This window comes from Pseudofrankia sp. EUN1h (assembly GCF_001854645.1).
Taxonomy (GTDB): Bacteria; Actinomycetota; Actinomycetes; order Frankiales; family Frankiaceae; genus Pseudofrankia; species Pseudofrankia saprophytica.
On the sequence record NZ_MBLN01000084.1, the window covers coordinates 18,871 to 35,974 of the forward strand.

The window sequence follows — 17,104 nt, forward strand, 5'->3', positions numbered from 1 at the left end:
ACTAGACCTGCTCGGAAGGGTTAGTCCGGTTGCCGGGCTAGATGGATATCGCGACTCGACCCACCGCAGATCGGCATTCGCAGATCACATTCGATGACCAGATCCCGGGTCGGCGGCGGGAAGGCCTTCCATGCGTAGGCGCGGAAAGACGGCCCGGCCGTCTGGTTCATCGAACGCGACCTCGGTCTGCTCGGGGATGTTGGCCACCGGTGAGGACCGATACGAGGCGGAGCATGCGGTCCGCCAACTCCTCGGGATCGAGGGGGTCTGCACCGTAGAACAACCAGTCGTTGACGATCGCCGCCGTCCCACCCATGAAAAACGCCGCCAGGTCGTCCACTGCGTCCTGGTCCAACTCGCCGAACAGCCTCCGCATGGCCGGTCCCTGGAATGAGCTGAACGCGCTGTTCAACGCCCTGGTCATGGCGAACGCGCACGACCCGGAAAGCATCGGGCGATAAAACGACCGGTACCGAGCGAAGTGCCGCGCCACCGCCAGCGCCCCCAGCCCTTCAGCCTCAGCGCCGTCCTCGAGCCGCGGAAAGAGCTCCCGATTGACCAGGTCCACCGCTGCTTCCACGAGAAGCGACTCACGATCGCCGAACTGCGTGTAGATCACTTTCCGGGTCACGTCCGCCGCCTCGGCGAGGTCGGTGACGGGGACGTCCGCCGTGCCGCGCTCGGAGACCAGGCGCACGGCGGCCGCGAACAGGGCCGAGCGCGACCGCAGCACCCTTCGGTCCTGGGTGCGGGGCTCCCGCGACGGCTCAGGTCGCACGTCTCAATAATACACATGTGCTTCCAAAGGAACAGATGTATCCTATCGCCGCCGTCGGGCGGCGCGATCGCCTGGGTGGGTGAGCGGGGCCGGTTCCAGGGGTGCCGGGGACGCCCGCTTCGCCTTCAGCTCCGAGAACCGCGGCGGGCCCATGCCCCGCTCGCGGGGCGACGCATCCGCGTGGGTGTTTTCGGCCTGATCGCCTTCATGGGGCCCGTTCGGGACGGTCACCGGCGCGGGCTGCCAAGGACGTGAGTTAGCCAGCGGTCACGTGCCGTGAAGGCGTCGGTGCGAGCGCGGAGTGGGGTGCCATGTCCTCGATGCCGTGGAAGCCGCCGGGCCAGACGTGCAGTTCGGCGTCGCCACCGCTGGCCCAGATGGTGGAGGCGAAGGCGACGTCCCCGTCGCGGAAGAGCTCGACGGAGCCGACGCCGATGAAGGTCGGGGGGAGACCGGACAGGTCGGTCGCGCGGCCGGGAGCGGCGTAGCTGGAGACGCCGTCGGCGCCGGCGCGATCTCCGAGCAGCATGCGCCAACCGGTCTGGTTGCTGGTCCGGCTCCATAGAAGGTCGCCCGTGAGGTGGGACGACGGGGCCTGCATGCGGTCATCGAGCATCGGGCTCAGCAGCAGGAGCCCGGCAAGGTGCCGGTCCAGGCCGGCGGCGCGTTCCAGAACCAGAACATGTGCCATGAGCAGCAGCTCGACCAGCATCAGACAGGCCGCAGCGCCTCGACAACCCCGAGCCGGTCGACCAGCTCGGCGRCCGCGGCCACCCCCCGCCATCCGGTCACCGACCGGTCCACCGGCCCGAACGGCGCGGTTCTGCTCGCGCATCGATCCGGTACAGGATTCGCCGATGGCTGGTTCAACCTCCCGTCGGTTCATTAGGCAAGCAGCCTGTTGAGTCCGGTGTGTCGAGGGTCCGGGGGCGCCCGCGCTGTGGCTGCCCGGGACGGCGCCATGGTTGGGATCGGTGTGCTGATGGGCCGCGAGCGCCGCGCCAGGCCTGCGTCGTCGATTGATCTGCTCACGCGAGGAACTCGTGTCCTGTTGCTGTGATGCCCCCGGGCTGCCCGCTGGAGATCTTCCCGGCCGCGTTGAGGACAACCACAACCCCGCAACGCGCGGGCGCGAGCGCGGTGACCCCGCGCTGCGGAGACGACGAACCGCCCTGCCGGGCCCAGGCTGGTCGTCGGGGAACTCTGGCGCGGGTCGTGACCTGCGGCAAGTCCGTATGGTCAGGCGCGCTGCGTGCGCAGTGTGCGGGGCAGGGAGGGATGGCCCGCTCACTGGTCGGCGTGCGCGGCATGATCGGTGTGTGGGCGCCGGTGGCGATGACGTGGGCAGTGGGCCCGTGGATGAGCGGATGGGGATCTCGACGGCGCAGGAGGCCGCGAATGACGAGCTCGTCCTGGCTTTCAGGCGGTTGCAGGGGGCGGCTAACCGGCTGGGGTACCTGCTCGGGCGCGCGCTGGAGGAGGAGTGCGGGATCGGCCATCTGATGTTCGAGGTGCTGCTGATTCTGGGGCGTGCGGGTAGCCCGGGGCTGTCGATGCGGTCTGTTGCCCAGGAGCAGGTGTTGACGACGGGTGGTGTGACGCGGCTGGTGGCCCGCATGGAGGCGGCTGGGCTTGTCGAACGCGCGCAAGCTCCGGGTGACCGGCGCGGGCGGCTGGTTCGGCTTACCCCGCTGGGTGAGGAGACCGCGGTCCGTGCGTCGCGGATGCATGTGGAGAACATCAGGCGGTGCTTCCTGGAGCCACTGCCCGTAGCGGACCGCGAGCGGTTCGCGGAGGACCTCCGCGTTCTCAGCCATGCGGCGCGGGACATGCTGCCGCGCCTGCCCTGAGCCCCGGCCCGCGCGGCGGCGCCCCTACTGGAGGCGCCATGTGGCCTAGGTCATACAAATGGGGAAATATCTGACGAGTCAGTTACTGTTCCGTCAGGTAGATCGCCCGCATCGGGCGGGCGTCGACATGGCTGTCGAGGTCTTCGATGAAGCTCGTCTACGTTTTCGATGCCTACTGTGGCTGGTCGCACGGGTTCTCCGAGACAGTGCGCGAAGTCGTCTCCCGCCATCCGGGGCTGTCGGTGGAGGTCGTCTCGGGTGGCCTGTTCACCGGGGAGCGTCGGGTACCGATCCGGGCGTTCGGATACGTGCAGGGCGCGAACGCCAAGATCGGCGAGCTGACCGGAGCGGAGTTCGCGGACGCCTACGACCGGCTGATCGCTGACGGTTCCTTCGTCATGGACTCCGAGGCCGCCGCCCGTGGCGTGGCCGCGCTACGCCAGGCCGCCCCCGGACGGGCGCTGGAACTCGCGGCGACGCTTCAGCGGGCCTTCTATGTCGACGGGCGCAGTCTGTCCGATCCGGCCACCTACAGGGGGGTCGCCGAGACGGCCGGGCTGGACGCCGCCGCCGTCGTCGCCGCCTTCCAGGCACCCGAGGCAGAGGCCGCGGCCGAGGCGGACTTCCGCCGCGCCGCCGCGCTGGACGTCACCAGTTTCCCGACCCTGCTCGCCGTTGACGGCGAGCGCGTCACCACCCTGGCCCGCGGCCACGCCACCGCCGACGAGGTCGACTCGCGCCTGGCCGTGCTCCGCGCGGACACCCGCTGACCGTTCTCCCATCTCTGTCCGTCCCACAGAACACAAGGAGCGCTCGCATGAGCACCCTGGACTTCACCGTCTTCGACCTGGACTTCCCCGTAGGCAGCAAGAACAAGACCGCCACCCTGGTCGCCGGTGAGAACGAGGTACTGCTGGTCGACGCCGGCTTCACCCGCGCGGATGGCCACCGGCTGGCAGCCGCGGTGCTGGACTCCGGCAAGAGGCTGACCACCGTGGTCCTCAGCCACGGCGACCCGGACTTCTACTTCGGCGCCGAGGTGCTCGCCGACGCATTCCCTGACGCGCGTTTCGTCGCCACCGAGCCGGCCATCGAGCACATCCACCACTCCTACGAGGGCAAGCTCAAGGCGTGGGCGGCTCTCGGGGCGAACCTGCCCACCCGTCTGGTCGACCTGGCCCCGCTCAGCGGCGGCCTCACGCTGGAAGGCCACCGCTTCGACCTCAGGGGCGGCGCGGCCGAGCTGCCCGACCGGCACTATCTGTGGCAGCCCGAGCAGCGCGCGATCCTCGGCGGCGTGCTGCTGTTCCAGCAGGAGCACGTCTGGATCGCCGACACCCCCACCCCCGAGCAGCGGGCCGCCTGGATCAGGCAGCTGGACGACATGGCCGCCCTCGCCCCGAGGATTGTCGTGCCCGGCCACCGCCTGCCGAACACCCCCGCCGACGCCTCCGCGATCACCGCCACCCGCGACTACCTCACCGCCTTCGAGGAGGAACTCGCGAGCGCCGCCGACGGCGCCGCGCTGACCGACGCCCTCGTGCGGCGCTACCCCGGCCACGGCATGCTGATCGCCGCGCAGATCGGAGCCAAGGTCGCCAAGGGCGAGATGAGCTGGGGCTGACGACCATGACCGCGCAGACCGCCGAGTTCGCCACCTCCACCGCGCCCGCCGACGTGGTACGCCGCCAGTACCTGGCCTCCGCCGCCGGCGACCTGCAAGCCCTGCGCGCCACCCTCGCCCCAGACGTGGAGTGGACCGAGATGGCCGGCTTCCCCCTCGCCGGCACCTACCGCACCCCCGAAGGCGTCACCGCGGGTGTCATGGAACGGCTCGCCGGCGACTGGGACGGCTGGACCGCCCACGACGACACCTACGTCGTCGACGGTGAGAACGTCGTCGTCCTGGCCCGCTACACCGCGGTGAACAAGAACACCGGCAAGCCGCTCGACGTCCGCGTCGCCCACCACTTCACCGTCCGCGGCGGCCAGATCGTCCGCTTCGAACAGTTCGTCGACACCGCGCTCGTCCACGACGCCATGACCGACTGACCCACCGCCACGCCGGCCTACCGACGGAGACTCCATGTCCTCGACCGACAACAAGGCACTCGTCACCGCCTTCTACGAGCAGGCCTTCAACGACAACCAGCCGGAACAAGCCGCCGCGCAATACCTCGGCGAGACCTACACCCAACACAACCCCGAAGCGCGGGACAACCCGCAGGCGTTCGTCGGCTACGTCCGCTGGCTGCGCGGGCAGTTCCCCGACCTCCGCCTGGACATCAAGCGGGCAATCGCCGAAGGAGACCTCGTCGTCACCCACAGTAATCTGCACCTCAAACCCGGCGACCGCGGCATGGCCGTCGCCGACATCTGGCGCGTCGCCGACGGCAGGATCGTCGAACACTGGGACGTCATCCAGGAGGTGCCCGAGAAGAGCGCCAACAACAACACCATGTTCTGATCGCGGCAGCCGACACGGCCCGGAGCGTTGGCCTGTACCGAGGTTCCCTCGCCTATTTCGCGCCCGCACCGATCTGGGCGGCTGAATGGCGGCGCGGGCCTGCGCGGCGACCGGGCGAGCGTGCCCATCGCTCGGTCGATCCTGATGGTGCCTGCCCCCCTCTCCTCATGGGTCACCTGTCCGGGTATTGCCGAACCTTTCGCGGTGGTACTCGGCGGCCCACCATGGCCGCCGTCCCGCTCGCGCCCGTTCCTGTCTGCCGCGACCATAAACTCTCTTGACTACGACAGAAACTCCACCCAGGACGGAGCCCAGATATTTACTGCGGCGGAGACAGATTCTTGGGCACCCAGGAGACAGCTACCCGGCGGCGTCCGCCGCGGCCCGGCCCCGGCTCGGGAAGGCAGGGCAGGCGTCGGCTCCGACGGAGGTGTCGTAGGCCCGCACGACCAGAAAGCAGTCTGATCCGCAGCAGCCAGATCGCCGCCTGCCCGTGGGGTGGGTGCGACCGCGGCGGCGGGCACACAGGGATGTGTCCAGCAGGAGATCTTCGACGTTCCGACGCAGGCCGACGACCGCATGCCAGGCGTCCGCCTCCTGCGCCAGCTCGCCGACAGCTGACGCACGGCAGCGACCGGCGCGCTCGCTGCTGCTGCGTCACGACACCATGTGACGTTGCGTTACTACCGAGAGCACGACAGAGCCGATCTTGAACCAGTCCCCGCCGGCCTTGAGTTGGCCCCAGGCGCCGACCATCGTCGTCACGGGCCGGGTCAGCGGGCGGGGCAGATGGTGAACATCGCCAGCAGCGCAATGTTGTGGAGAACGAACTGGTCGGCTGTCGAGTTGCCCAGGCCGTGGCGCTGGCTCATCGAAGGCGCGGTCACCGTCCAGTTGGAGGCCATATCGGAGCAGTCGGCTTCGCCGTCGCTGAGGATCTGGGCGTCAGTCTTGCCACCGGCGAGGTCGGGAAACTCCCGGCGAAACGTTCTCACGTACCGACCGTCGTCGTCGGTTTCACTAATGAGACCGGCTGTCGGGCTTTCTGTCACTGGCGCCGCGGCAGCGATGGGCGACGGACCCATCGTCGGGTGTCGGTCGCGTTATCGATCGGGCCGCACGCAGGCAGCGCCGCGACGGCCAAGGCTATCAGAGCAAGTCTCCGGTACATGGACTTCCCTTTCTTGTGGTCCGCAACGTCAATGAGGAGGACCTCGTCGAAGGTGTGGGGAGGACCCGGCCAGAGACATCCGAGAGAAGATCCGCGGATGGGTCCCGATCTCCATATCCGTCCTCCGCGCGACTGACGATCGTGTCCCGGCAGGCCACTTTTGTCCTCATCCGCGCGCTGGCATTCCCGGCTACCACGAGTGCGGCAGTGGGACTGTCCGCGGGGTTCAACAGCCGTGGATGGTGGGCCCGGTCTGGGTGGTGTCGAGGGAGAGGTGAGGTATGCGGCTGGTGGCGGGCTGACGCCCGCCGAGCAGATACGGCGGGAGCGGGTCCGGCTGGCTGCCGCTGACCGATTCGCCCCGGGGTGTGAGCCAGGCGGAGGTGGCACGGAGTTCCATGTGACAGGCGCCGATCAACGTCGTCGGCGGTAGCGTGGCCGCGAGCCAAGGCGGCGACGCGGCCCGCGGCCACGGCGAGAAGGGTGGGGAGCCGGTGACGCCCAGATCGGCGGCGCGGCGGAATTCGGCTTCAGCCGCTGCCTGCGCCTGAGGTGCCTCGAAGGCGGCCACGACCGCGTCGCCGTCCACGCCGGCCACCTTCCGGTAGGTGCCCGCGTCCGACAGGCTCAGACCGTCGACGTAAATGGCGTGCTGCAACGCGATGGCCAGTTCCACAGCACGGTGGGGGCGACCCGGCGCAGGGCGGCCACGCCGCGGGCGGCTGCCTCGGAGTCCATCACGAACGAGCCGTCCGCGATCAGCAGCTCGTACGCCTCACCGAACGGCGCGCCGGTCATCTCGGCGATCTGGGCGTTTGCGCCCCGGACGTAGCCGAACGCGCGAATCGGCACCCGGCGCGAACCTGTGAACAGGCCCCCGGAGACCACCTCCACCGGCAGCGCCGGATGGCGGGGAGACGACCTCGCGCAACGTTCCGGAGAACCCGTGCGACCAGCCACAGTAGGCATCGAAGACGTAGATCAGCTGCATCAGAGACCTTAGGAGGGGTGGTACGCGCCCGCCCAGCGCAAGCGCCTCCTCCGACAGAACAGTATCTGACTGGTCAGGTATTCCGCCAGGGTGGTCACATCCGCCGCTCAGGCCCCACCGCGCCGCCGGCCGCCGCGGGCTGCGGTTCAGGGCAATCGGGGCAGTATGTCCCTCGCCGCGTGGCTCAGGATGCGCAGATCCTCGGCAAACCGTTCCCGGTCCTCGGCCGGCACGGGTTCCAGGAAGTAGCGGCGGATGTTCCCGACGTGCACCCGGGCGGCGTGCACCGTCGCCTCCTCGCCCCGCGGGGTCAGCCGCACCAGTCGGCCGCGCCGGTCTGCGGGGTCTTCGGCCCGCTCGACCAGCCCGGCGGCCTCCATACGGTCCACCAGGCGCGTCGCACCGCCCGTGGTCAGTACCTGCTCCTGCGCGATGGCCCGCATCGACAACCMGGGCTCTCCCGCCCGCCCCAGGATCAGCAGCACCTCGAACATGAGATGACTGATCCCGCACTCCTCCTCCAACACCCGCCCCAGGATGTACTCCAGCCGGTTGGCCGCCCCCTGCAACCGCCCAAAAGCAAGCACCAACTCGTCGTTGGCGGCCTGCCTCGCCGTCGAGATCTCCGCCTGCTCACCCACAACGTCACCCCACTCCCCACCCCGCAAGGCCCCACCCGACCGGCCTGCCCAGATCGGAACGCCGTCATCATCGTGAGCCCATCGTTGATGATCGCCGAAGGGAGCGCGGGTTAAGATCGCGATGGGTAGCTGTCCGTAGCGTATCCGGGGAGATCCCCAGCTGTCCCCCGATCCGCTGGCACACGCCCTTCGCGCTCGTCCCCGGCTCGGCCCTGGCGTCCAGCACCAGCCGGATCGCCCGCTCTCGCAGCTCATCGGGGCACTTCGAGGTTGTCTCACGCGGCAAGCCTCTTCCAGCAGATCAGTGTGGCCGCGAGCGTGAGGAACGCGAGGAAGTTGCGGCCGTTGGTCTCGTAGCGGATCGTCAGGCGGCGGTAGCCGCCGAGCCAGGCGGATGGGTCGGCCGCGCAGCGAGGTGCCAGCGTGGGCTGATCCTTTTCCGCGCGGCCTCCCGCCGAGCCGGACTTGATGGTTTCCCGATCATCGGCTCACCGGTGACTACTGGGTGAGCGGTATGGCTGGCTGCCTGGTGTGGATCTGGCCGTGGCAGGAAGCGCAGAGCACAAGGGTTATTCGCCTCCGGTTTGCCATGGTCGCTGCCCACCGGGGCTGTGCGGGTCCGGATGTTCCAAGGTCTTTTAGGGTGCGGACGTGGTGGACCTCGACCTCGCCCGCCCGCTGGCAGACCTCGCAGATTTCCGCGAGGAGCCGTGTGATGAGCTCCTTGTGCGGATGGTCGACCCGGATCGGTTGGCGGTCGTTGACCGTCGCCGATCGCTGCCGGTGGAGAGGGGCAAGCCCCGACGCCGGTGGCGATCTTGAGGCCGACGGGGCCGGACAGACGGCGCCAGCATCCCCGGGCTGGCCAGTAGCCAGGTCGACCTCTTGCAGATCTCGAGCGTGTTGTATACAACAAGAACCAATGTATACAAGATGTCGACGAACTTCATGGAGGGACCGATGACGCTGTCCACGGCGCCGACAGCGGGGACTACCGCCTTGGTGGTCCTGGACTTCACCCAGTACATCGTCGAGCGCTTCTGCCATGACCCCACGGTCGTGGATCGGGCCGGCCACGCAGTGGGCCTGGCCCGCCAGCTGGGCGTACCCGTCGTTCATGTGGTGCCGAAGCCGATGCGCGACGACATCCACCCGTCGGTGGCACCCGTGGAAGGCGAGTACGTGCTGGGCAAGACCACCATCGGCGCCTTCGCCGGCACCGGTCTCCACGACCTTCTACGACAGTCGGGGATCAGTCACCTCATCGTCGCGGGCGTGGCAACCGGGGGGACGGTGCTGTCCACCACCCGGTGGGCCGTCGACGTCGGCTACCGAGTCACCGTCTGCTCCGACGCGTGCGACGACCCCGAGCCAGGGGCGCACGCCGCGCTTGTCGACGCCGGTGTGTTCCCCAACAGCTGGCTCGGGCTGTGGCGGATCGCGACCGTGCTGCCCACCGCCGAGATCGCCGAACTGAAGTAGAGGAGACGCCCAGCATGCAGGTCCCTGCCCGAAAGCCTCTCGACCGGCCAGGCAGGTCGGCATGATGACCCAGGCGGAACGTGAAGCGGCCTACCAACGCGTGCGCCGCGAACTCGGCATCGACCGGATTGGAACCTCCCCGGACGCACCGCCGTTACCTCCCCGCCGGCGCGGCGGGCACCTTCGACCCGCGACAGCGCTCCCCATCGAGGCCGAAATACGCGGTGCCCAACTCTATGAATACGAGATCTGGGGCCGCCCCGGCCTCGAGCTGAAAGCCCGCTGCTTCATCACGATGGCCGCCCTGACCGCCCTCGGCCGCTCCGACCAGCTCTACCGCCACATCAACAGCGCGGTGAACATCGGCATCACCCCAGAACAGATCCACGAAGCCCTCCTGCATGCCGGCGTCTATGCCGGCCTGTCCGCCTGGGAGAACGCCGCCGACGTCGCGGGCGAGGTCTTCGTCGCGCGCGGGATCCTCCCCGCCGGCAACGCCACCCCGGGCGAACCGAAACCGCCGATGGATGACACCGAGCGGCGGGCCGCCAGAACCCGGATTGTCGCCATCCTCGGCGTCGGGCGCATCGGTCACGGCGAGAACGCTCCGCTCCTCACACAGCTGCCCGGCGTCCCCTTCCCCGCGGCAAGGCCCGGCCGCCTCCCCGTCGAACAGGACCTCGCCTGGATCACCGCCGACTACGGCTATGGCGAAGTGTGGGGCCGGCCTGGACTGGAGCTGCCCACCCGGAGCTTCATCACGATGGCCGTCCTTCAGGTTCTCGTGGAAAACGACGAGCTGCACATCCACGTCAATAACGCGCTCAATCTCGGGATCACGCCCGACCAGATCTACGAAGTGATCGCCCACACCGGCGTCTACGCCGGCGGATCGGGATGGCACAACGCCACCAACGTCGCCCGACACGCCATCCTTCAACGCACCGCCACCCAAGAAGGCAGATGAGTATGACGACCATGGACAAGCTCGACGGACGCGGCGCGGTGGTCGTCGGGGGCGGCAGCGGGATCGGGCGCGGGATCGCCTTGGGTCTCGCCGGTGAGGGCATGCGGGTCCTCGTCGCCGACATTGACCCCGAGAACGCGAGGGCGGTACGCGACGATATCGCGGGGCGCGGCGGCGACGCGCTTTCCGCGCGCGTGGACGCGACCGATCGCGATTCGTTGGCGACGCTGGCCGCCGGGGCGGCGGATGATCTGGGCGACGTCCACGTCCTCGTGAACACGGTCGGCGTCCACACCAGCGCTCCGGCCGCGGCGTCCAGCGAACAGGTGTGGGCGTGGTTCACCGAGTTCCACCTCACGGCCGCCGTACGCGTCGTCGACGCGTTCCTGCCACTTCTGCGTGCGCACGACGACGGGGCGCACATCGTCCTCACGTCATCGATGGCCGGCCTGGTGGCGCTGCCCACGGAGCAGACCGGCGGAACGGAAACCGGCGTGTACACCACGTTGAAGCACGCCGTGGTCGGATACGGCAACATGCTGCGGCACGAGCTGGCGTCCGACGGCATCGGAGTGTCGGTGCTGTGTCCCGGAGCGGTAGCGACCAACCTGGTCACGACCACGGCCCGGCACCGACCGGAGCGCTTCGGTGGACCGATGGCCGATCCGATGGCGGGTCGGGTACTGTCGCCGGGCGCGGTGCCGGGAATGCTGCCGATCGAGGCCGTGGGGCCGATTGTCGTGCGAGGCATTCGCGCGAACCGCGCCCACATCATCACCCATCCGGAGATGGGGGATGTGGTGCGGGCGCACCAGCAGCAGGTGCTGGAAGACTTCGCGTTCTTCGCGGAGAAGTGACTCGCCGCCCCACGTCGGCAGCCCCCACGACGGCAGCCGCGGCGTGGTCCTGGGCATGGTCGGCCCGCTGGCGTCGCCATCGCCAGCGGGCCGGTGTTCCCATCGCCAGCGGGCCGGTGTCCCGAGGCGGGTCGCCGGCATCCTGCTTTCAGCGCCCAGTCGATAGACGAGATCGAGGACAACGAAAGGTGACCTTCGTGAACGTCGGCGCCGTCTCCCCGGCACTGGACTACCGATGCGCGCCCTGGACCCGCGCCCAGGGCGTCGACCCGATCGGGTCCGCGCTGACCTGCGACACGTTCGTGCTCGTCGACATGCCACCACCCTGGCCCAGCGACATCGGCGCGATACCGGCCTTCGCCGACCTGCTGGGGCGGTGCCCGCCCCGCACCCGGCTGCTGGCGGTCAGACCGCACGCCGACGACGCGGACGTCCCCGGCGTGCGGGTGACGATCTGGCGCCGGACCGACTCGAGTCGGTTCGCCGGCACCGACCACGTCGTGCCCGCGGAACGCCTCGCCGGCCAGGTCGCCCGCCTGCTCGAGGCGCCGCGGTCGGATCCGGGTCACCTGCCCGCCCCCGCCGACGTGCTGCTGTGCGGGCACGGCGCGCGGGATCGCTGCTGCGCCCGGCTGGGAACGCGGCTGGCGCTGGACGTGGCGAGGACCTGGCCAGGCGTGCGTGTCCGCCGGTGCAGCCACACCGGCGGACACCGCTTCGCCCCGACCGGCTTCACCCTGCCGGACGGGCGGGCCTGGGGCTTCCTCGACGTCGACGCCATCGACGCGGTCGTGCGCCGGCTCGGGCCGCCTCCGCTGCGGCAGCACTACCGCGGTACCACCGCGCTGGACGCCTGGGGACAGGTCGCCGAGCGGGAGCTGTTCGAGCGGTTCGGCTGGGCCTGGCTGGACCACCAGCTGACCTCGTCACGCACCGACATCGCGCCGGGCGGCCGATCGGCGACCGTGGAACTGACCTGGCGCGGGCCGACCGGGCCGGGAACGGCGGACGCCACGATCGAGGTCGTCCGCGACGTCCCCACCCTCAGGTGCGGCGAGGCTCCCGAACTGGCGGAGAAGACGGCACCGGAGCTGGCCCTGCGGTCGATCAGTCTCAGGGGCACGGGGTGAACGCCCAGCCGAAATCCTGCGAGCGTCCCAGACACGTGCTCCACGGCGCCGGGCCCGGTTAGAGCGCTGGCGCCGGGCCCGGCGGCCGCGTACCTGAAGCTGGCTCAGGCGCCGGCGGATACGCCCGGCACCAGGTAAGAGACGATCTTCGTCTCGGTGTACTCCTCGATGCCTTCGACACCCCAGGAGCGGCCGAGGCCGCTCGACTTGTAACCGCCGAAGGGAATGTCTCCGTCGACGCAGCGGCCGCCGTTGATGCTGACCGTACCGCTACGGAAACGAGCGGCGAGCTTGATCGCGCGCTCGATGCTGCCGGACGACACCTCACCCGAAAGGCCATATTCGCTGTCATTAGCGATACGCACGGCGTCGTCCTCGTCCTCGTAGGGCATGACGACAAGCACAGGCCCGAAGATCTCCTCCCGGGCGATGGCCATGTCGTTGGTCACGTCGGCAAAGCAGGTGGGTTCGATGAAGAAGCCCCGCTTCGCCGCGCCGATCCGCCCGCCGGCGATCAGGGTAGCGCCCTCCTGCAGGCCKACATCGATATAAGCCTTGATGCGTTCCATCTGCCGCCGCGAGATGACCGGGCCCATGGGATCCCGGGGATCGTCATAGTGGCCCCACTTGCCGTCGTAGGCCGCATAGGTCGACTTCAGGATTTCGATCGCCTCGGCGTAGCGGTTCCTGGGCACAAGCAGACGCGAGCGTACCGTACAGCCCTGACCCGAATGGCCCGCGATGACGGAAGAAGCCACCTCGCCCGCAAAGTCCTCCACGTCATCGAGGATGATCTTGGCGGACTTGCCGCCGAGTTCGAGCAGCACACGCTTCAGCGTCGATGCGCCCTTTTCCATGATCCGCTTTCCGACCGCCGACGAGCCGGTGAAGGCGATGAGATCGACGCGGGGATCAGTGACCAGCAGTTCACCCAGGGCGGGATCGCTGCCGGTCACGACGTTCAGCACGCCAGCCGGAAAGCCCGCCTCGGCTGCCATCTCGCCCCAGATCGCCCCGAGAGCAGGCGTGTCGGGGGCGGGCTTCAGCACAACCGTGCAGCCCGACAGCAAGGCCGAAACAACCTTTTCGATGTTGACGTAGAAGGGTACGTTGAACGGTGTGATTGCTCCAACCACACCTGCTGCCTCGCGCATCTGAATGCGGTGGCTGACACGTCCCTCCGGGCCGCGTCTGCCGCGATCTTCCGTCCAGCGGACCTTGGCGAACGCGTCGATGAGGTCCTGGTAGCCCGCGAGCGACTGGAGGATCTGGACGTTTCTGGCGATGAAGAGGGTCGACCCTGCTTCGTCACGGGCAATCTGGACTAAGCGGTCCGTGTTGGCGCGGAACAGGTCGTAGAGTTTCGTCACCAGTTCCAGGCGCTTGGCATGATTGGTTGACCAGTCGGTGGTGTCAAAGGCCCGGCGCGCGGCCGAGACGGCATCGCCGACATCCTCGGCGGAGGCATCGGCAGATTTGCCTACGACCTCTCCGGTCCAAGGGCTGATATTGTCATAGGTACGGCCCCCGGCGGCGCCTCGCAGTTCACCGTCGATATAGAGGCTCGTTTCGCCGACACTGAGCTTCGACTCGGTGACCGTCGCCATATCCTTGTCCTTTCCCTACCGGTTTGCGGCGTTGTCTCCAGCCTCCCACACTCCGGGCAGCGAGACTGGGTCTGATCCAAGCAAGGCGCCCCATACCCGCCCGCGGCGCTTTGGCGGATTGATGTCCGACCCGATAGCGGCGTCCGCTTCCGCCGGACGCGCTGCCGCCGGGCATGATGCCGAAGGTCGAGCCGCGCGGCCGCCTCGACCGGACGGCAGGCCGTCCGGCTGTCAGGCAAGCTTCGCCGACCACCCGCCATCCACCGGTATGATCACGCCGGTCAGGAACGAGGCTCGGTCGGAGGCGAGGAACGCCGCGACCTCGGCGAGCTCCTGCGGGTGACCGGCTCGGTTCAGCGCCGCCTTCGAGCTCATCTCGCGCAGCAGGTCCGGTCCCATGGTCATGATCTCTGTGAAGGTGAAGCCGGGTGCGATGGCGTTCGCCCTGATGCCCCGGGGACCGTACTCGACGGCGACGGACTTGGTGAGGGCGTGGACGCCGGACTTGGCGGCCGCGTACATGAACGACGTGCGGCTCTGGACGTTGATCGCGGAGACCGACGAGACGTTGACGAACGCGCCGCCGCCGCCCTCGAGCATGGCCGGAATCGCATGTTGCGTGACGAGGAGGACGCCCCGCAGGTTGACGGCGGTCATCTTGTCGAACTCGTCGACCGTCAGCACCTCAGGGGGCCGGCGCCCGTGTGTGCCGGCCACGTTGAGCACCGCGTCCACACGGCCGAACTCCCGCAGCGCGGCCTGGAACATCGCCGCCACGTCGGCGTCCTTCGACACGTCGCAGTGGACGGGAAGCACGCCTTCCCCGACCTCGGCAGCGGTGTCCTTCTCCGCGCCGCTGATGTCGGCGGCCACCACCTTGGCCCCTTCTCGCACGAAGACCTTCGCCGACGCCTTCGCGATCCCCGAACCCGCACCGGTGATCACCGCTACTTTGCCGTCGAGGATGCCCATGGCTAAACCTCACCTCCCGGCAGGCCTAGCATCTCGCGGGCCTCCGCCGCCGTGGCAACCTCCCGGCCCATGCTCCGCGCCATCTCGACGACACGGGCGACGAGCTCGGCATTCGTGGGGAGGCCGAGCTCGGGGTACGAGTGGTCGGCGACGCCGATGGCGACGTGGCCGCCGGCCTCGATCGCGCCGGCGAGCACCGGGAACGCGTTGCCGCCGATCACACTCGTGAGCCATTGCCAGTTCGCCCGGGGCGGAACGAAGTCGAGCAGCGCGTGCAGACCTCTGATCGTGGCCGGATGTCCGTAGCTGACGAACGGGTCCGCGAACACCGTCAGCTCGCAAAACAGCGGCTCCTGGTACAGGCCCATCTCGAGAAACGCCTCGGTGAGCCGCACCCCGGCGATGTTCCACATCATCGGCACCGGACGCACCCCGACGGCGCTCACGGTCTCACAGAGGTCGGTGAGCATCTTCGTGGTGTTCAGGTAGACCCGGTCAACGCTGGCGAATTCTCTGCGTCTCGAGTCGTACCGGTCCAGGTTCGTGGTCAGCATGTCGACCGGGATGCCGTCGGGTCTGGTCGCCGGATCTTTCGCCATCTCGAGGATGTGTGCCACCCGCTCTTCGACGGTGGGCAACATGCTCGCGCCCAGCGTCGGAAACGTGATGAGATCGCTCTCCTGCTTGATCCGCCGCACCACGTCCGCGTACAGGTCCACCTCCGAGGACTGGGCGCCCGTTTCGGGGTCCCGGGCGTGGTAGTGCACGACGGACGCACCCCGCCGCCAGCACTCGATCGCCTGGTCGGCGATCTCCTCAGGGCTGTAGGGAACGTGTGGGCTGATATCTCTCGGCGTTCCCTCGTTGATCCGGACCTCGATGATGAGCTTCTGCTTTGTCATATGCATCTCCAGGTCGCCACGCCGGCTGGCGTCACATCGGCCGGCCTTGTGGTCGAAGCCATAAGTGGAACCCGAAATCGGCGCCGCCAGGGTGAAGTGGAAGGCGACGTTTCGATGCTTTACCAGCCACTCCTCGCCCCCGGTCGTCATGGCATGTCATGCCGTGTCCTCCAACGGCACGGACGGCGCTTCGTTGTGCTCTACATCCCGGCGAGACGGCTCGCGCGAGCCGCTCCTGACCCGCCTCGGGTTCATGGCCGCGGGCAGGCGAGGGCGGGAGAAGGCATACCAGAGGTCCAGCGCCGCAGGAGCCGCCGAAGTACTCGGAACGCGGTCAGGCCGCCGGGGGATCGCCGCTGATGGTGATGCGGCGCAGGATTCGCCGTTCCGTGTAGTCGGCGATCGCGCGATGTTGCGTTACCCGCTCCTCCCACACGGCGATCATGTTCGGCCGCCACCGCAGGCGCACGTGGAACTCCGGCGTGTTGACGTGTTCGTACAGCATCCGCAGGAGCGCCTCGTTCTCGCGCTCACTCACCCCGACGAGCCGCTCGGTGTAGACCGAGTTGACGTAGAGAGCCCTGCGCCGGGTCACCGGATCGGTGATGACGACGGGATGCACGTGGCGTTCCCCTTCGCCGAAGGCACGCCCGCCGTCGCCGTGGGACCGCGCCACCGCGGCGGTGCTGTGCACGGCCTCCATGCCATCGAGCAACCGCTGGTAGCGGGACGAAAGGGCGTCGAACGCCGCGGTCATGCTCGACCACATCGTGTCCCCGCCGAAGGACGGAACCTGGACCGGAGACAGGAGCGCCGCTAGGGGTGGCCTCTCCTGCGAGCTCCCGTCCGTGTGCCAGGAACTCGTCCGAAGTCGTACCGCGTCGGCGCCCTCCTCGGTCACAAACTGCCCCGGGCCTTTCCCGTAAGGGTAGACGTAGAGCTCACCGAAGGCTGTGGCGAATKACGAGAAGGTCTCCTCGCCGATGTCCGAATCAGAATAGAAGAACAGTACGCCGTGCTCAGGTAACAGCCGCCGCAGTGCCGATGTCACATCGTCGTCGTGGGAGACATGAACATCCACCCCATGAACGATCGCACCGATGGTCCCCGTCACCTTTTCCAGCCTGATACCGCCGACTGCCGAGAGCTCCTCAGCGGGCGCTGTTTCAACACCCATGATGTCAACCTCTCTGGTTGAACGTTGTCGAGATACATACGGACGGCCGCGATGGCCTCTCCGGGCGCCGGGGCATCCGCCCGGTACTGCTCACGTGCTCACACGGGTGGGG

At 68.6% G+C, this 17,104-nt stretch carries 18 protein-coding genes and 2 pseudogenes; 9 read left to right on the top strand and 11 right to left on the bottom strand.

Translation table 11 applies throughout. The annotated features are described in order from the left end of the window. Positions 1 to 166: 166 nt before the first annotated feature. Together BCD49_RS33635 and BCD49_RS45495 are read right to left on the bottom strand one after the other, a co-directional pair. Positions 167 to 733: a TetR/AcrR family transcriptional regulator gene (locus BCD49_RS33635; RefSeq protein ID WP_007514170.1), complete on the bottom strand. Its 567-nt coding sequence runs from the start codon at positions 731 to 733 to the stop codon at positions 167 to 169. Between the two features lie 301 nt (positions 734 to 1,034). Continuing rightward, positions 1,035 to 1,490: an alpha/beta hydrolase fold domain-containing protein gene (locus tag BCD49_RS45495; protein ID WP_007514168.1), complete on the bottom strand. Its 456-nt coding sequence runs from the start codon at positions 1,488 to 1,490 to the stop codon at positions 1,035 to 1,037. A 655-nt stretch (positions 1,491 to 2,145) separates the two neighbouring features. Between BCD49_RS45495 and BCD49_RS33645 the strand changes: the two genes are divergently transcribed. The 5 genes from BCD49_RS33645 to BCD49_RS33665 all read left to right on the top strand — a co-directional run bounded on the left by BCD49_RS33645 (position 2,146) and on the right by BCD49_RS33665 (position 5,095). Beyond that, complete coding sequence (locus BCD49_RS33645; protein ID WP_007514166.1) at positions 2,146 to 2,628, top strand: MarR family winged helix-turn-helix transcriptional regulator; 483 nt, start codon at positions 2,146 to 2,148, stop codon at positions 2,626 to 2,628. 146 nt (positions 2,629 to 2,774) lie between these two features. Further along, positions 2,775 to 3,398, top strand: coding sequence for a DsbA family protein (locus tag BCD49_RS33650; protein WP_007514165.1), 624 nt, complete (start codon positions 2,775 to 2,777; stop codon positions 3,396 to 3,398). 47 nt (positions 3,399 to 3,445) lie between these two features. Beyond that, positions 3,446 to 4,252 carry an MBL fold metallo-hydrolase gene (locus BCD49_RS33655; protein WP_007514163.1) on the top strand — a complete coding sequence of 269 codons (807 nt, stop codon included), beginning with the start codon at positions 3,446 to 3,448 and terminating at the stop codon, positions 4,250 to 4,252. Positions 4,253 to 4,257: 5 nt separating this feature from the next. Then, positions 4,258 to 4,680 carry a nuclear transport factor 2 family protein gene (locus BCD49_RS33660; RefSeq protein ID WP_007514161.1) on the top strand — a complete coding sequence of 141 codons (423 nt, stop codon included), beginning with the start codon at positions 4,258 to 4,260 and terminating at the stop codon, positions 4,678 to 4,680. A 34-nt stretch (positions 4,681 to 4,714) separates the two neighbouring features. After that, positions 4,715 to 5,095 (top strand): nuclear transport factor 2 family protein, encoded by a 381-nt coding sequence (locus BCD49_RS33665; protein WP_007514160.1) that lies wholly within the window; start codon positions 4,715 to 4,717, stop codon positions 5,093 to 5,095. Between the two features lie 773 nt (positions 5,096 to 5,868). Here the strand turns inward: BCD49_RS33665 and BCD49_RS33670 are convergent. The 5 genes and pseudogenes from BCD49_RS33670 to BCD49_RS46235 form a co-directional block, all read right to left on the bottom strand. Then, a complete protein-coding gene (locus BCD49_RS33670; protein WP_007514158.1) occupies positions 5,869 to 6,180 on the bottom strand; it encodes a hypothetical protein in 312 nt (103 codons plus the stop codon). 487 nt (positions 6,181 to 6,667) lie between these two features. Beyond that, a pseudogene (locus tag BCD49_RS46615) lies at positions 6,668 to 7,257 on the bottom strand (DsbA family protein); the annotation flags it as partial. 146 nt (positions 7,258 to 7,403) lie between these two features. Further along, complete coding sequence (locus BCD49_RS33680; RefSeq protein WP_071042305.1) at positions 7,404 to 7,898, bottom strand: MarR family winged helix-turn-helix transcriptional regulator; 495 nt, start codon at positions 7,896 to 7,898, stop codon at positions 7,404 to 7,406. Positions 7,899 to 8,173: 275 nt separating this feature from the next. Continuing rightward, positions 8,174 to 8,290, bottom strand: a pseudogene (locus BCD49_RS46620) (IS5/IS1182 family transposase); the annotation flags it as partial. A gap of 106 nt (positions 8,291 to 8,396) precedes the next feature. Further along, positions 8,397 to 8,945, bottom strand: a complete 549-nt coding sequence (locus BCD49_RS46235; RefSeq protein WP_335341732.1) for an HNH endonuclease — start codon at positions 8,943 to 8,945, stop codon at positions 8,397 to 8,399. Between BCD49_RS46235 and BCD49_RS33685 the strand changes: the two genes are divergently transcribed. From BCD49_RS33685 to BCD49_RS33700, 4 genes are all read left to right on the top strand, one after another. Continuing rightward, positions 8,859 to 9,380 (top strand): cysteine hydrolase family protein, encoded by a 522-nt coding sequence (locus tag BCD49_RS33685; protein ID WP_007514152.1) that lies wholly within the window; start codon positions 8,859 to 8,861, stop codon positions 9,378 to 9,380. The genes BCD49_RS46235 and BCD49_RS33685 overlap by 87 nt on opposite strands. A gap of 61 nt (positions 9,381 to 9,441) precedes the next feature. Continuing rightward, positions 9,442 to 10,347, top strand: a complete 906-nt coding sequence (locus BCD49_RS33690; protein WP_007514150.1) for a carboxymuconolactone decarboxylase family protein — start codon at positions 9,442 to 9,444, stop codon at positions 10,345 to 10,347. Continuing rightward, positions 10,344 to 11,204 (top strand): SDR family NAD(P)-dependent oxidoreductase, encoded by an 861-nt coding sequence (locus tag BCD49_RS33695; RefSeq protein WP_232794029.1) that lies wholly within the window; start codon positions 10,344 to 10,346, stop codon positions 11,202 to 11,204. Before BCD49_RS33690 ends, BCD49_RS33695 begins: the two co-directional genes overlap by 4 nt. Before the next feature lie 188 nt (positions 11,205 to 11,392). Beyond that, complete coding sequence (locus BCD49_RS33700; protein ID WP_007514146.1) at positions 11,393 to 12,334, top strand: sucrase ferredoxin; 942 nt, start codon at positions 11,393 to 11,395, stop codon at positions 12,332 to 12,334. Between the two features lie 104 nt (positions 12,335 to 12,438). On the opposite strand, the gene BCD49_RS33705 is transcribed toward BCD49_RS33700, so the two are convergent. The 4 genes from BCD49_RS33705 to BCD49_RS33720 all read right to left on the bottom strand — a co-directional run bounded on the left by BCD49_RS33705 (position 12,439) and on the right by BCD49_RS33720 (position 16,992). Then, a complete protein-coding gene (locus BCD49_RS33705) occupies positions 12,439 to 13,941 on the bottom strand; it encodes an aldehyde dehydrogenase family protein (RefSeq protein ID WP_007514144.1) in 1,503 nt (500 codons plus the stop codon). 231 nt (positions 13,942 to 14,172) lie between these two features. Next, positions 14,173 to 14,913 carry an SDR family NAD(P)-dependent oxidoreductase gene (locus tag BCD49_RS33710; protein WP_007514142.1) on the bottom strand — a complete coding sequence of 247 codons (741 nt, stop codon included), beginning with the start codon at positions 14,911 to 14,913 and terminating at the stop codon, positions 14,173 to 14,175. Between the two features lie 2 nt (positions 14,914 to 14,915). Beyond that, positions 14,916 to 15,815 (bottom strand): 3-keto-5-aminohexanoate cleavage protein, encoded by a 900-nt coding sequence (locus BCD49_RS33715; RefSeq protein WP_027140536.1) that lies wholly within the window; start codon positions 15,813 to 15,815, stop codon positions 14,916 to 14,918. A gap of 334 nt (positions 15,816 to 16,149) precedes the next feature. Beyond that, positions 16,150 to 16,992, bottom strand: coding sequence for a TauD/TfdA dioxygenase family protein (locus tag BCD49_RS33720; RefSeq protein WP_071042306.1), 843 nt, complete (start codon positions 16,990 to 16,992; stop codon positions 16,150 to 16,152). Positions 16,993 to 17,104 lie beyond the last annotated feature (112 nt).

Coding starts and splice junctions, on each gene's coding strand:
- BCD49_RS45495 (WP_007514168.1), bottom strand. CDS start 1,490: ATGCTGGTCGAGCTGCTGCTCATGGCACATGTTCTGGTTCTGGAACGC.
- BCD49_RS33645 (WP_007514166.1), top strand. CDS start 2,146: ATGGGGATCTCGACGGCGCAGGAGGCCGCGAATGACGAGCTCGTCCTG.
- BCD49_RS33650 (WP_007514165.1), top strand. CDS start 2,775: ATGAAGCTCGTCTACGTTTTCGATGCCTACTGTGGCTGGTCGCACGGG.
- BCD49_RS33655 (WP_007514163.1), top strand. CDS start 3,446: ATGAGCACCCTGGACTTCACCGTCTTCGACCTGGACTTCCCCGTAGGC.
- BCD49_RS33660 (WP_007514161.1), top strand. CDS start 4,258: ATGACCGCGCAGACCGCCGAGTTCGCCACCTCCACCGCGCCCGCCGAC.
- BCD49_RS33665 (WP_007514160.1), top strand. CDS start 4,715: ATGTCCTCGACCGACAACAAGGCACTCGTCACCGCCTTCTACGAGCAG.
- BCD49_RS33670 (WP_007514158.1), bottom strand. CDS start 6,180: ATGGGTCCGTCGCCCATCGCTGCCGCGGCGCCAGTGACAGAAAGCCCG.
- BCD49_RS33685 (WP_007514152.1), top strand. CDS start 8,859: ATGACGCTGTCCACGGCGCCGACAGCGGGGACTACCGCCTTGGTGGTC.
- BCD49_RS46235 (WP_335341732.1), bottom strand. CDS start 8,945: ATGGCAGAAGCGCTCGACGATGTACTGGGTGAAGTCCAGGACCACCAA.
- BCD49_RS33690 (WP_007514150.1), top strand. CDS start 9,442: ATGATGACCCAGGCGGAACGTGAAGCGGCCTACCAACGCGTGCGCCGC.
- BCD49_RS33695 (WP_232794029.1), top strand. CDS start 10,344: ATGAGTATGACGACCATGGACAAGCTCGACGGACGCGGCGCGGTGGTC.
- BCD49_RS33710 (WP_007514142.1), bottom strand. CDS start 14,913: ATGGGCATCCTCGACGGCAAAGTAGCGGTGATCACCGGTGCGGGTTCG.
- BCD49_RS33715 (WP_027140536.1), bottom strand. CDS start 15,815: ATGACAAAGCAGAAGCTCATCATCGAGGTCCGGATCAACGAGGGAACG.